The sequence below is a fragment of the Maribacter sp. MJ134 genome (assembly GCF_003970695.1).
Taxonomy (GTDB): domain Bacteria; phylum Bacteroidota; class Bacteroidia; order Flavobacteriales; family Flavobacteriaceae; genus Maribacter.
The window spans coordinates 3,988,578-4,001,793 of sequence record NZ_CP034570.1 but is presented as its reverse complement, the minus strand read 5'-3'; the positions used below and the strand labels follow the sequence as shown (position 1 = coordinate 4,001,793).

General features: G+C 41.0%; 14 protein-coding genes. 12 read left to right on the top strand and 2 right to left on the bottom strand.

Features of this window, described 5'->3' with window-relative positions; genetic code table 11:
• Window positions 1–40 precede the first annotated feature (40 nt).
• Window positions 41–406 (bottom strand): helix-turn-helix domain-containing protein, encoded by a 366-nt coding sequence (locus tag EJ994_RS17300; RefSeq protein ID WP_126593605.1) that lies wholly within the window; start codon window positions 404–406, stop codon window positions 41–43.
• A gap of 211 nt (window positions 407–617) precedes the next feature.
• Between EJ994_RS17300 and EJ994_RS17295 the strand changes: the two genes are divergently transcribed.
• The 9 genes from EJ994_RS17295 (at window position 618) to EJ994_RS17255 (ending at window position 8,437) form a co-directional block, all read left to right on the top strand.
• A complete protein-coding gene (locus EJ994_RS17295; RefSeq protein WP_126593604.1) occupies window positions 618–2,138 on the top strand; it encodes a hypothetical protein in 1,521 nt (506 codons plus the stop codon).
• 163 nt (window positions 2,139–2,301) lie between these two features.
• A complete protein-coding gene (locus tag EJ994_RS17690; RefSeq protein WP_126593610.1) occupies window positions 2,302–3,165 on the top strand; it encodes a tyrosine-type recombinase/integrase in 864 nt (287 codons plus the stop codon).
• A complete protein-coding gene (locus EJ994_RS17285) occupies window positions 3,141–3,221 on the top strand; it encodes a hypothetical protein (RefSeq protein ID WP_410504186.1) in 81 nt (26 codons plus the stop codon). Before EJ994_RS17690 ends, EJ994_RS17285 begins: the two co-directional genes overlap by 25 nt.
• Entirely contained in the window at window positions 3,218–4,135 is a 918-nt protein-coding gene (locus EJ994_RS17280) for a tyrosine-type recombinase/integrase (protein ID WP_126593602.1), read from the top strand. The genes EJ994_RS17285 and EJ994_RS17280 overlap by 4 nt, the downstream gene beginning before the upstream one ends.
• A 6-nt stretch (window positions 4,136–4,141) precedes the next feature.
• Entirely contained in the window at window positions 4,142–4,417 is a 276-nt protein-coding gene (locus EJ994_RS17275; protein ID WP_126593601.1) for a hypothetical protein, read from the top strand.
• Complete coding sequence (locus tag EJ994_RS17270) at window positions 4,402–4,704, top strand: type II toxin-antitoxin system RelE/ParE family toxin (RefSeq protein WP_126593600.1); 303 nt, start codon at window positions 4,402–4,404, stop codon at window positions 4,702–4,704. Before EJ994_RS17275 ends, EJ994_RS17270 begins: the two co-directional genes overlap by 16 nt.
• Window positions 4,705–5,108: 404 nt before the next feature.
• On the top strand, window positions 5,109–5,606 hold the full coding sequence (locus EJ994_RS17265; protein WP_126593599.1) for a hypothetical protein: 498 nt from the start codon (window positions 5,109–5,111) through the stop codon (window positions 5,604–5,606).
• Between the two features lie 684 nt (window positions 5,607–6,290).
• Entirely contained in the window at window positions 6,291–7,937 is a 1,647-nt protein-coding gene (locus tag EJ994_RS17260; RefSeq protein ID WP_126593608.1) for a toxin C-terminal domain-containing protein, read from the top strand.
• Window positions 7,937–8,437, top strand: coding sequence for a hypothetical protein (locus tag EJ994_RS17255; protein WP_126590658.1), 501 nt, complete (start codon window positions 7,937–7,939; stop codon window positions 8,435–8,437). The genes EJ994_RS17260 and EJ994_RS17255 overlap by 1 nt, the downstream gene beginning before the upstream one ends.
• A 47-nt stretch (window positions 8,438–8,484) precedes the next feature.
• On the opposite strand, the gene EJ994_RS17250 is transcribed toward EJ994_RS17255, so the two are convergent.
• Window positions 8,485–8,850 (bottom strand): helix-turn-helix domain-containing protein, encoded by a 366-nt coding sequence (locus EJ994_RS17250; protein WP_126590657.1) that lies wholly within the window; start codon window positions 8,848–8,850, stop codon window positions 8,485–8,487.
• 157 nt (window positions 8,851–9,007) lie between these two features.
• Here EJ994_RS17250 and EJ994_RS17245 point away from each other — a divergent pair, with 157 nt between their 5' ends.
• The 3 genes from EJ994_RS17245 to EJ994_RS17235 all read left to right on the top strand — a co-directional run bounded on the left by EJ994_RS17245 (window position 9,008) and on the right by EJ994_RS17235 (window position 12,499).
• Window positions 9,008–10,528, top strand: a complete 1,521-nt coding sequence (locus EJ994_RS17245; protein WP_126590661.1) for a hypothetical protein — start codon at window positions 9,008–9,010, stop codon at window positions 10,526–10,528.
• A gap of 163 nt (window positions 10,529–10,691) precedes the next feature.
• Window positions 10,692–11,612: a tyrosine-type recombinase/integrase gene (locus EJ994_RS17240; protein WP_126590660.1), complete on the top strand. Its 921-nt coding sequence runs from the start codon at window positions 10,692–10,694 to the stop codon at window positions 11,610–11,612.
• Window positions 11,609–12,499, top strand: coding sequence for a tyrosine-type recombinase/integrase (locus EJ994_RS17235; RefSeq protein WP_126590653.1), 891 nt, complete (start codon window positions 11,609–11,611; stop codon window positions 12,497–12,499). The genes EJ994_RS17240 and EJ994_RS17235 overlap by 4 nt, the downstream gene beginning before the upstream one ends.
• The last annotated feature ends 717 nt before the right edge of the window (window positions 12,500–13,216 follow it).

Genomic DNA, 13,216 nt, shown 5'->3' with positions numbered 1-13,216 from the left:
AATCTGAAACAACCGCCCACCGAGGCGGTTTTTTTATGCTCTAAAGCGAAGCGACATTTTTATTAAAAAAGTCCTTGAACTTCTTTTTGGTCAGGAAGGAATCGATCATCTTGAAGATCATGGAGCGTTCTTCCTCGTCAAGTTCCTGCATCAGCTTTAATTGTTCCTGTGCCTGTTTATCCTCGATGACCACTTCTTTGGGCAGTTCGCCATCAAGGTTAATTACTTGGTCAACGCTAATATTATAAAACGCTGCCAACCGCTGTAACTCCTTGACGGAAATCTCACGGTTGCCGTTCTCGATTTTGTTGTAGTTGGAATAACCGATATCAAGGGCATTGGCGACTTCCTTTTGGCGAAGCCCCTTATCCTCCCTCAATTTTTTGATGTTATCCGCTAAACCCATAGTAATGTAGTATTTAAACACTATATGCGAAACCCCCAATCCTTTGCTCTACAATGTTATAAGGGTATTGTGTATAGTGTTATAACACTACAAAAGTAGCGAAAAAGGATATTAATCTACAATAAAGTCGAAATAGTAAATTATATATGTTCGATAAACGAAATATAATTGTATTTTTGGAGTATCGAAAATCGAACAAAATAATCTGGCTATGCTAAACACTACCAATCCCAATAGCTACAAGTACCATACAAAGCACCTACATGTAAATATCCTCGGCGGACTGAAGACCACCAAACTCGAAAGTATGCGAATTACGATGAGCATACAGAAACCCAAAAGCTATAACGTGTTGCGCCACAGCTTGGATTTGTACAACGACAACCAAGTGGAAAAATTTACCCGAAAGATAGCGGAGCGGTTGGAGATAGGTACGAGCGTAACAAGAAGAACCCTGCAAGATTTAACAAAGGAACTAGAGAATCATCGATTCTTATTATTGGAAAAAGAACAGCAGGCTGCTGCCCCCAATTATAAAGAACTTACTGCGAGAGAGATAAAAGAAGCCGAAACCTTTTTAAAGTCTAAAGACCTATTGAAAAAGACCAACAAATTGATTGGGCAAAGTGGCGTAATCGGGGAAGAGAACAACAGGCAGACCATGTTTTTAATCTTCACGAGCAGAAAGACAAATAATCCATTGCATTGCATCAGCTTGGGAAGTTCCGGAACGGGAAAAACACATTTACAATCTAAAGTATCGGAGTTGATACCGGAAGAGGATAAAGTTGAGATAACTGTATTGTCCGCAAACGCTTTTTATTACTTCAATAGAACCGAACTGCAACACAAATTGATTTTGATAGAAGACTTGGACGGTGCGGAATCTGTGCTATACCCATTACGGGAACTGCAATCGAAAAAGCGAATCACAAAAACGGTAGTCCATAAGGACAGTAAGGGAACTACGAAAACAATACACTTGACCGTCGAGGGCCCTGTAAGTGTTGCGGGCTGTACCACACAGGAAAGTATTTACGAGGATAACAGCAACCGCAGTTTTTTACTCTACATCGACGAGAGCGAAATACAGGATAAAAAAATAATGGATTACCAGCGTTTGATTAGTGCTGGAAAAGTTAACGGCGAACAGGAACACAATGCCAAAGAATTATTGAAAAACGTGCAACGGGTTCTAAAGCCCATCAAAGTCATAAATCCTTACGCTGAATTTTTGGAGTTGCCAAAATCGGTCTTTAAACCTAGAAGAACGAACAGCCATTATTTACAGTTTATAGAAGCCATTACCTTTTACAAACAATGGCAGCGCCACAGGCAATATGACAAGGATACCGGAGAGGAATACATCGAGACAGAAATCGAGGATATACAGGAAGCCAACGAACTGATTATTGATATTCTACTGCGCAAGAGCGACACACTTACGGGAGCATGCCGAAATCATTTAGAACGTCTCAAGACGTATTTAATTAATCAAAATCAAACCACATTTACAAATTCTGAAATCCGCAGAAATCTACGCATCAAGGAAAGTACGTTGCGTTGGTATCACAAACAACTATTAGCGGAGAACTACATCCACAGAATCAAAAAGGCAAAGACCAAAAGCTATTGTTTTGAAATCGTTGACCTGGGCGAATATGACAACCTACGAAAGCAAATAGACAAAGCCCTGCAAGACTGTATCGACCGAATAAAAGGCAACAAATAATAATTGCCTGTGGCGGCTCGCCACTCGCAAGGTCGCAAACAACTCGCAAGTATCGTTTTTGCGAGGTCAATCAAATAGCTGTCAACCAGTTAACCGTAACTCGCAATACAATCCAAAAAATGCAACCGACCCATAAAAGTTGGTAGCACCAACAGGTAAAAAAATGAAAAAACTACAACTGGAAAACCGAAGCTACAAAGAATTACTGATTGCCTTTAAAGACTGGTTGGAGATATTGGGCTATAGCGGAAGTGCCAAAGAAAGTTACCCCAATTGTTTAAAAGAGTTCCTCTACAACATGGAGCAAAAAGGTTGTTTGAAATTGGATGCCATTACAGTTACGACCATAAAAGACTATTATGGTTATCTGAAAGAACGCCCCAACCAAAGGACGGACGGCGCACTAAGTAAAGCGGCACTCAACCAACACCAACAAGCACTTCGAAAATTTAATGAATACCTGAAAAAACATAATGGAAAACCTATGCCCGTACATCTTCGAGCGGAAGCCAAAAAAGAAGAAGGTTGGCAAACGGTACTGACCCAAGAGGAAATAAAAGAACTCTTTGAAGCTGCCGAACATAGTTATGTAATGCGTCATGTATGCCTAAGGGATAAAGCGATGTTGGTGGCATTGTACAGTTGCGGGCTACGGGTCAACGAAGCTGTACATCTTGACCGAAGGGATATCCTTTTTGATAGGGAACTGGTCTTTGTTAGAAAAGGAAAAAACTATAAAGAAAGGTTCGTACCCATCAATTATAGAAACCTCAAAATACTGGAAGATTACTTGTACGATGCACGGTTGGAATTTTACAAAGCCAACGAAAGCGAAGCTTTTTTTATCGGACAGCAGGGCAAGCGATTGGGGCGGCAAAGTTTTGGTAACCGTTTGGGTATCCTTGTAAAACTGACGGGCAATAGCGAACTACAGGAAAAAAAGTTACACCGCATACTATGCGCCATAGCATTGCCACACATCTTTTGGAGCAGGGCGCGCCGATGGAAAGCATACAACAATTTTTAGGTCATTCCTCTTTGGAGACCACGCAAATCTATACACACCTAATTGAAAAAGTATGAACAAATTAAATGCCCGTGGCGGCTCGCCACATTTTAAGGAATATCTTGAAAAAGAACGGTTCACTAAAAGCAGTATCAAAACGTATACCTTCCAAGCTGAAAAGTTCATGGAATGGATGGAAAACAACGGTCATGAATTTATAAACTTCGATTACAAAAAAGCGGTCAACTACGTAGCATATCTGCAAAAGCGACATACCAACATCAGGACCATTAACGGGAAAATAGCAGCGACGAGACAGTACTTCAATTTTCTTGTGGAAAAGTGCGAATGCGCCGAAAACCCATTTACAGAATTATTGGTCAAGGGCGACAAGACCAAAAAGATGTTACAGAATATTTTATCGTCCGATGAACTTGAAGACCTGTATTACAGTTACCCTACGGATATGGATATAAGAAGAAGCGGACAACTTGCCGACAAGCGCAATAAAGTTATGATTGGGTTGATGGTCTATCAGGGCTTATCTACAACGGATATGAAACGATTGCAAAATGAACACGTACAACCGCAAAAAGGGAAAGTCTATATACCATCAGGCAAAATCGGTGGTCGTAGGGAACTGCCATTGATGCCGTGGCAAGTCATGGAACTGTTGGAATACATCAGCGAAATACAACCAGAGTTGGCACGAAGAAAAGGAACTCAGGGCGAAGAACTGTTCCCCGTTACAAATGGTAGGCTTACCGATACCGTTGCGAACATTATAAAAAAGCTAAGAAAGGTCAACCACAAAGTGAAAAACATCCATCAGATACGGGCAAGTGTCATCGTGAATTGGCTCTCAAAATACAACCTTAGAAAAGTGCAGATAATGGCAGGGCATAGAAGAATAAGCACCACCGAAAAATATATGCAACAAGATCTGCAGCAACTACAACAGGTTATCAATACCTATCATCCCTTAAAATAAAAAGCTATGGAACGAAAATTGTATCTTTACTTTGGACAAAATCGAAAGAAAATGGCAACCTTGGATTTAAAACAGAGCGTACAGAACTATATCGACACGGCGGACGACAAACTGCTCAAAATGATAAAGGCATTGGTGGAAAGCTACCATGATGATGACGAGCGTATCAGCGTCGAACAGTACAATCAAGAAATGGAGGCCTCCGAAGCGCAAATCGAGCGTGGGGAATTCTACACCCAGGAACAGGTACGCCAAAGAATCGGGGAATGGGAAAAAGAGTAATCTGGTCGCCCGATGCGTTGGGCGAACTTACAGAGGCCAGAAAAACAGTTCTCAACGTAAGCAAGTCCCTAAAAAGTGCCAATCGGCTTGTAAGGGAAATCTTCGAGAGTACCGACATACTTGCCGACCAATCCGAAATATACCCTTTGGACAAGAACAAGAACGATAACGACGGTACTTACCGTTGTTACGAAGTAAGGAGGTACAATGTCTCCTACCGTGTACTTGATGATACCATAAGAATAATCAGGGTACGATGGTCCGGACAGGAACCTAGAAAACATTGACAACTCCCCCAAGGCAAAAAACCCAGTCAGCTCGTGCCTCGCTTGCCCCTGTCTTTTTTGCCCTTCCGCTCGCCACCGCGCATGCGATTTTTGGCCGCCGAGCGATTACGGCACATTGCTTTTTTGGTGTTCCGACGCCCCACCGATCGCGGCACTCAAAAATTCTGTGAAAAACAGATATTTGTGCGTACCGCTCCGCACCAAAAAAACAAAGAGCCGTAGCCAACGCACTGGCCAAAAACCTGCCCCAAGCTATGTTACATAGTTTACATTATAATACCGCCGCCAAATCCACGCTGCACCAAAGCGGTAAGTTATAATGTAAACTATGTAAAATAGCCGCACTTGCCCACGCTCGAAACTAACCATCTTATTTACTTACTTTTAAGGAAAACAAATAATGAATGGACAGTAATATAACTTCAATAATTGTTGGCGGCGGAATTGCTATAGCCTCTGGTGCAATTGGTCATTTTGTGAGCTATTATTTTAAGTCTAAAAGTGAAAAGAAAAAATACGTCTTTGAGAGATTGGAAGATGTTATAAACTGTATCGGCAACATTGAACAAATGATGCAACAAGATATTGCAGGAATCCTTAAACTCACAAACCCGGATGAGAAAAAAGAAATAAGCTTATCCTTCCAACAAAACAAATTAGAATGTCTAATTAAAATTTACCATCCAAGCCTTACCAGTTCTATCAATAAATTAAAGGATAAAATAAAAATTTACCATAGCACTAAAGTTGAAATATTAAATCTCGAAAGGCAACCAAACCCAAATCAGGAGTTAGTTAAAAAAGCATACGATAAGCTAGTTAATGTGTTCGAAGAATTTGTAGAAGAAACAAGATTATTTATAGCACATCTGACTGAATACGGCAAAAGAAAAACAAAATAGCCAGTTGCTTTTTAAAAGACTCGAATCCACAAAAAAACCTCATTCAAGATGTGTCGTTGTCATGACAAACGGCTCACTCGGTCGGGACGCTCAATCGTCGCTTGCCTATCATTTTAAAAAAGACCGATTCCCCACAGCTACGTCCACCGTAAAATCGTTCTTTTTTAAAACGCTCCCGCCCAAAACAATCCGCCAACTTCGGGAAAAGCCCGAACCACCATCCCCCGAATCTTACCAAAACTAATACTATGAAGTGCGCGGTTCGGCAAGCTCACCGACCAAGGCATCTGGAATGTGCGCGATGGCAAGAGCGGATATTTTACATAATAAACTTTTATAGTGCCTGCAAGAGAAGTATAAAAGCTATTATGTAACATAGCTTTGGAAAATGACCTTGCCCCGTTGCCCATTTTGCAACTGTTTTTAACCGATAGACAACAATATAAAAATCCAAAAAAGTGTTGCGGGCAACATCAGGGGCTAGGGCATTATGCGGAGGAAAGGGAGCAGGGAAGATACAGGGGCTTTTTGCCCTTCGCAAAAAACTGGATCTGCCCTGCGCGGACTTAATGGCCGGACACTTCCAATCCGTAGGAAAAACCACAATAAAAAGGGTTGAAAAACGTTATATTTATCTTAGCTAGGAATACGTTCTTGAACATACTGAAAAACTTCTTTTTTTAGGTGCATCCGCTGAAAATATGCGACCGCCCTTTAAAATTTTGCCTTAGGTATACCTACGACCCCCTGAACCGAATTACAGGCGCTACTGACAATACGAACGATTATAATGTCAGTAACATATCCTACGACAAGAACGGTAATATCCAGACTTTAAATCGAAACGGCTATCAGGGTGGTTCGACGTTTACCGATATGGATATTCTGGACTATGATTACGATAGCGGGAACAAGCTGTTGAAAGTAGCCGATACGGGAAACAAGGTACATGGCTTTAAAGATGGTACAAATACCAACGACGACTTTGAATACGACATTAACGGAAATTTAAAAATTGACCGTAACAAGGGAATCACCTCCATAACCTACAACCATCTGAACCTGCCCGAACAAGTCAACTTCGGGAGCGATAACATCAAATATGTTTACGATGCTTACGGTGTGAAACTGAAAAGGACTTCCAGTACGGGAACGGAAACACTCTACGCCAACGGGTATGTTTACGAAGGAGGTGTCGGGAATGCGCAATTGCAATTTTTCAATCATCCCGAAGGGTATGTAACGCCCGATGGACAAGGCGGATATGACTATGTCTATAACTATACTGACCACCTAGGTTCGGTAAGGCTTAGTTATACCGATGCCGACAATGATGGAAATATCGACCCTGCGAACGAGATAATCGAGGAAAACAACTATTACCCCTTCGGTCTTCTTATGCGCAGTGCCACGGCGACCGTAAGCCCATATGGCAACAGTGCCGCCAAGCGTTGGAAGTTCAACGGCAAGGAACTCGATAATGGTCTTAACATCGATACCTATGATTTTGGGGCGAGGAACTACGACCCCGCGATCGGGCGTTGGATGAACCTTGACCCGCTGGCGGAACAGATGCGGAGGCACTCGCCTTACAATTATGCTTTTGACAATCCTATTTTCTTTATCGATCCTGATGGGATGGCACCAACTTATAATTGGGGTGCTGGTAGATATGAAGACGAAGACGGTAATGAGGTAAGTTGGGATACGGTACAAAAAGAGTACGGTTTAAATTCATCTGGAGAAGGGGATTGTTGTAATGATAACCCAGTAGCTAAAATGATGAAACGAGCAAAAAATGCATTACTTCACGCATTTGGGTTAGATATAAAATCAGCGAGCGATGAGCTTGATGAAGCACAAAGTGAGGAAGATGTAGCATCTGCAATAGCATATTTAAAAGAATCGCAAGAAAATCTTGATACAACCAATGAAAATCTGAAGGATGTTGCTGAAATCCTGGCAACCATTGAGCCAACAGGTTTAACAGGTGTTTATTACGAATATACACTAGGGGACAGTAATTCGGACAAAGCTTTAGCTGTTTTAGCAATAATACCATTTACCAAACTAGCGAAAGGAGCTAAAGTCATTAAATTCATACAGGCTGGAAAGAAAGTTGAAGCTTTGGTGCCAAGCGGTTTTAAAGTCGTGAAAGGTCAATATTCAAGGGGGCAGAAAGTCTATTCTAATGGCAAACTTTTTATTTCACCTGATGTAGACGGACATAATGGAGGTATTTGGAAAGCGGCTAATAGTTTAAGAGATTTGGGCAGTAAAAAGACTAGATTAGGTACATTTGACGGACTTTTTCAAAAAATAGGCGATTAATGACAAAATTCCAAATATCTAAATACGACCCAGCATTTAAAACGGAAGAAGGTAAATATCTAAAGGATGATTGGACTTCGATAAGCGATATCGGTAAGATTTATGATGGTAAATTATTAACTGTCGATGATTATTTGGATGTGGAAGCCAAGTATATCAATGTAATTAAAAAGATTTTAGATGAAACAGAAAGCTCCTATTTGAGGGTAGTTGGTTTAGAAAAGTTTGACGATTCTCTAAATAAAATAGATAACGTCCCTTACGATAATAAAAGTGATGAAATCTATAAATCGTTAGAGGAAGGAAAAGTACTGAATTTAAATGATGCGATTATTTTAACGAAATTAATACTAAGAGAAAATGTATGGTGCTACCTAACTAACAAATACGTTACAATCCAAATTGGAAATGACTATTACTTAAATGTTGCATTAGAGATTAAGCCTAGTTTTTTCAATAGTCTAGATGATGATTTAGGTCTGTTTGTAAGAAGTATCTAAATGTAAAGATTAAACTTAACCGCCCATCGAGGCGGTTTTTTTATGCATTATAGTGCCGCCACGTTCTTGTTGAAAAAGTCCTTGAACTTTGATTTGGTCAGCATGCTATCGATAATACGGAACAGGGCTTTTTTATCCTCTTCTTCCAACTGCTGTATCAGGTTGATACGCTCGGAAACAGATTTATCCACGATACTGACTTCTTCGGGAACATTGCCCGACATATGCACGAGCTCGTCAATACTGACCCCGAAATATTTTGCCAGTTTATCGGCCACCTCGATGGAGACATCACGCTCGCCCTTTTCCATTTTTGAATAGTTGGACGGATGGACGCCTACGGCATTGGCCACTTCCTTCTGCAACAATCCCTTTTGTTCCCTGTACGCCTTTAAGTTCTCAGCTATGTTCATACTGCATATATTGCACATGTTATATATGTGCAGTACAAAAGTAGTCAAATCGTATAGTTTTATCAATATAATAATCAATACGAACATTTATAGTTGTCAATACGGAATCTAATAAGTAGTTTTGCAATAGTCATATTGTCTAAAAATAGTTTGAACTATGCTGAACACCACCAACCCCAATAGCTACGAATACCACACGAAACACTTGCAGGTCAATATCCTCGGGGGAATGAAGACCAATAAGCTTGAAAGTCTGCGCATCACGATGAGCATACAAAAGCCCGAAAGCTACAATGTACTGCGCCACAGCCTCGACCTGTACAACGACAACCAAGTGGAAAAGTTTACCCGAAAAATAGCGGAGCGGTTGGAGATAGGTACGAGCGTAACGAGAAGAACCCTGCAAGACTTAACGAAGGAACTCGAAAACTATAGATTCCTTCTGTTAGAAAAAGAGGCATCCGCCAACGCACCTTACCGAAAAGAACTTAGCGCACGTGAAATCAAAGAAGCCGAAACCTTCTTAAGGTCTAAAGACCTATTGAAAAAGACCAACAAATTAATCGGGCAAAGTGGCGTAATCGGAGAAGAGAACAACAGGCAAACCATGTTTTTAATCTTTACGAGCAGAAAGACAAACAATCCTTTGCATTGCATCAGCTTGGGAAGTTCCGGAACGGGAAAAACACATCTGCAATCAAAAGTAGCAGAACTGATACCGGAAGAAGATAAAGTTGAGATAACGGTTTTATCCGCAAACGCATTTTACTACTTCAACAGAACCGAACTACAACATAAATTGATATTGATAGAAGACTTGGACGGAGCGGAAAGTGTGCTATATCCTTTACGGGAACTGCAATCGAAAAAGCGTATCACAAAAACGGTAGTCCATAAAGACAGCAAGGGAACTACAAAAACAATCCACTTGACCGTCGAGGGCCCTGTAAGTGTTGCGGGCTGTACCACACAGGAAAGTATTTACGAAGATAATAGCAACCGTAGTTTTTTACTCTACATCGACGAGAGCGAAATACAGGATAAAAAAATAATGGATTACCAGCGGTTGATTAGCGCAGGGAAAGTCAATGGCGAAAAGGAACACAATGCCAAAGAATTATTGAAAAACGTGCAACGGGTTCTAAAGCCCATCAAAGTCATAAACCCTTATGCTGAATTTTTGGAGCTGCCAAAATCGGTCTTTAAACCCCGACGGACAAACTCACATTATCTACAGTTCATAGAAGCGATTACATTTTACAAACAGTACCAACGGGAAAAGCAATATGACAAAGATACTGGAGAGGAATACATCGAAACAGAAATCGAGGATATACAGGAAGCCAACGAATTGATTATCGATATTCTACTGCGCAAAAGCGACACCCTTACGGGAGCATGCCGAAACCATTTAGAGAACTTGAAAACCTACCTAATCAATAACAATCAAACGACTTTTACCAACTCGGAAATCCGCAGGAATCTACGCATCAAGGAAAGTACGTTGCGTTGGTATCACAAACAATTATTGGCGGAGAACTACATCCATAGAATCAAAAAGGCAAAGACCAAAAGCTATTGTTTTGAAATCGTTGACCTGGGCGAATACGATAACCTACGAAAGCAAATAGACAAAGCCCTGCAAGACTGTATCGACCGCATAAAAGGCAAAAAATAACAATTGCCCGTCGAGGCTCTCGACCCGCAAAGTCGCAACCAACTCGCAAATATACTTTTTGCGAGGTCAATCGAATAACTATCAGTCAGTTAACTACAACTCGCAATACAACTCGAAAAATGCAACCGACCTATAAAAGTTGGTAGCACCAACAGGCAAAAAAATGAAGAAACTGAAACTAGAGAATCGAAGCTACAAAGAATTATTGATTGCCTTTAAAGACTGGTTAGGGATTTTGGGGTATAGCAGAAGTGCCAAAGAAAGTTATCCGAATTGCTTAAAAGAGTTCCTCCACAACATGGAGGAAAAAGGACATTACAAATTAGATGCCATTACAGCAACTACCATAAAAGACTATTACGATTATCTGAAAGAACGACCCAACCAAAGGACGGACGGCGCACTTAGTAAGGCAGCGCTCAACCAACACCAACAAGCACTTCGAAAATTTAATGAATACCTGAAAAAACATAATGGAAAACCTATGCCCGTGCATCTACGAGCGGAAGCCAAAAAAGAGGAAGGTTGGCAAACGGTACTGACCCAAGAGGAAATAAAGGAACTCTTTGAAGCTGCCGAACATAGTTATGTAATGCGTCATGTATGCCTACGGGATAAAGCGATGTTGGTGGCATTGTACAGTTGCGGGCTACGGGTCAACGAAGCTGTACACCTTGACCGAAGGGATATCCTTTTTGATAGGGAACTGGTCTTTGTTCGAAAAGGGAAAAACTATAAAGAAAGGTTCGTACCCATCAATTATAGAAACCTGAAAATACTGGAAGATTACCTGTACGATGCACGGTTGGAATTTTACAAAGCCAACGAAAGCGAAGCTTTTTTTATCGGACAGCAGGGCAAACGATTGGGGCGGCAAAGTTTTGGTAACCGTTTAGGTATCCTTGTGAAGCTGACGGGAAATAGTGAACTAAAAGAAAAAAAGATTACACCACATACGTTGCGCCATAGCATTGCCACACATCTTTTAGAGCAGGGTGCACCGATGGAAAGCATACAACAATTTTTAGGTCATTCCTCATTGGAGACCACACAGCTCTACACCCATTTAACAGAAAAAGTATGATGGACTTTAGAAAATATCTTGAAAAAGAACGGTTCACTAAAAGCAGTATCAAGACATATACCTTCCAAGCCGAAAAGTTTATGGAATGGATGGAAAAGGAAGGACAAGACCTGATACATTTTAATTATAAAAAAGCGGTCAGCTATGTAGCATATCTGCAAAAACGGCATACCAACATTAGAACGATCAACGGCAAGATAGCTGCCACAAGACAGTACTTCAATTTTCTTGTAGAAAAATGCGAATGCGCCGAAAACCCTTTTGCCGAATTATTGGTCAAGGGCGACAAGACCAAAAAGATGTTGCAGAATATTCTATCGTCCGATGAACTCGAAGATCTGTATTACAGTTACCCTACGGATATGGATATGAGAAGAAGCGGACAACTTGCCGACAAACGCAATAAAGTTATGATCGGGTTGATGGTCTATCAGGGTTTATCGACAACGGATATGAAACGATTGCAAAATGAACATGTACAACCGAAAAAAGGGAAAGTCTATATACCATCGGGTAAAATAGGTGGTCGTAGAGAACTGCCTTTGATGCCTTGGCAGGTCATGGAACTATTGGAATATATAAATGAAATACAACCAGAGTTGGCACGAAGAAAAGGAACGAACGGGGAAGAGCTGTTCCCCGTTACAAACGGTCGGCTTACCGATACCGTTGCCAACATCATAAAAAAACTGCGAAAGGTCAACCACAAAGTCAAAAATATCCATCAGATACGTGCAAGCGTAATCGTAAATTGGCTCTCAAAATACAACCTTAGAAAAGTACAGATAATGGCAGGGCATAGAAGGATAAGCACCACCGAAAAATATGTACAGGAAAATCTACAGCAACTACAACAGGTCATAAACCAGTACCACCCTTTAAGCTAAAAAGGCCCCACAAAACAGAACCCAGTTTTTTGCGAAAAAGCAAAAAGCTCCTGTGTTCTGTTTTGTTCCGCTCGCCACCACTTCTATGGTTTTTAGGTCATATTTTTTGTAGCCAAACCAAAGCAACACTTTACAAGTTGTTCGTGCCTCACAATTGCAAACAGTTGCGCCAACGCTCGAAACAAAAAATCCGCCATAAAAACCATCCCAAGCTAAGTTACATAATTTGCATTATAATACCGCCGCCAGATCCACCGCTGCGCCAAAGCGGTAAGTTATAATGTAAACTATGTAAAATAGCCGCACTTCCACAGCTCAAATCCGAACCAAAAAAAGCTTACTCGGTCGGGACGCTCAATCGTCGCTAGCCTATCATTTTAAAAAAGACCGATTCTCCGCAGCATCGCCAGCCCCTAAATCGTTCTTTTTTAAAACGCTCCCTTGTTTGTCAAATCCCCGAGCTTCGGGAAAACGCCCCGAACTTTATCCAATAGGAAAAGCCATCATCCCCCAAATCTTACCAAAACTAATACTATGAAGTGCGCGGCTTGCGAAAAGGTGCGCGTCGGCAAGAGCGGATATTTTACATAATAAACTTTTATAGTGCCTGACCAGAGAAGTATAAAAGCTATTATGTAACATAGCTTTGGAAAATGACCTTGCCCCGTTGCCGTTCGCAACTCTTTTTTACCGCTGACCGACAATATTAAAATACCG

Coding starts and splice junctions, on each gene's coding strand:
- EJ994_RS17280 (WP_126593602.1), top strand. CDS start 3,218: ATGAACAAATTAAATGCCCGTGGCGGCTCGCCACATTTTAAGGAATAT.
- EJ994_RS17295 (WP_126593604.1), top strand. CDS start 618: ATGCTAAACACTACCAATCCCAATAGCTACAAGTACCATACAAAGCAC.
- EJ994_RS17285 (WP_410504186.1), top strand. CDS start 3,141: ATGGAAAGCATACAACAATTTTTAGGTCATTCCTCTTTGGAGACCACG.
- EJ994_RS17300 (WP_126593605.1), bottom strand. CDS start 406: ATGGGTTTAGCGGATAACATCAAAAAATTGAGGGAGGATAAGGGGCTT.
- EJ994_RS17275 (WP_126593601.1), top strand. CDS start 4,142: ATGGAACGAAAATTGTATCTTTACTTTGGACAAAATCGAAAGAAAATG.
- EJ994_RS17255 (WP_126590658.1), top strand. CDS start 7,937: ATGACAAAATTCCAAATATCTAAATACGACCCAGCATTTAAAACGGAA.
- EJ994_RS17235 (WP_126590653.1), top strand. CDS start 11,609: ATGATGGACTTTAGAAAATATCTTGAAAAAGAACGGTTCACTAAAAGC.
- EJ994_RS17690 (WP_126593610.1), top strand. CDS start 2,302: ATGAAAAAACTACAACTGGAAAACCGAAGCTACAAAGAATTACTGATT.
- EJ994_RS17240 (WP_126590660.1), top strand. CDS start 10,692: ATGAAGAAACTGAAACTAGAGAATCGAAGCTACAAAGAATTATTGATT.
- EJ994_RS17245 (WP_126590661.1), top strand. CDS start 9,008: ATGCTGAACACCACCAACCCCAATAGCTACGAATACCACACGAAACAC.
- EJ994_RS17250 (WP_126590657.1), bottom strand. CDS start 8,850: ATGAACATAGCTGAGAACTTAAAGGCGTACAGGGAACAAAAGGGATTG.
- EJ994_RS17270 (WP_126593600.1), top strand. CDS start 4,402: ATGGGAAAAAGAGTAATCTGGTCGCCCGATGCGTTGGGCGAACTTACA.
- EJ994_RS17265 (WP_126593599.1), top strand. CDS start 5,109: ATGGACAGTAATATAACTTCAATAATTGTTGGCGGCGGAATTGCTATA.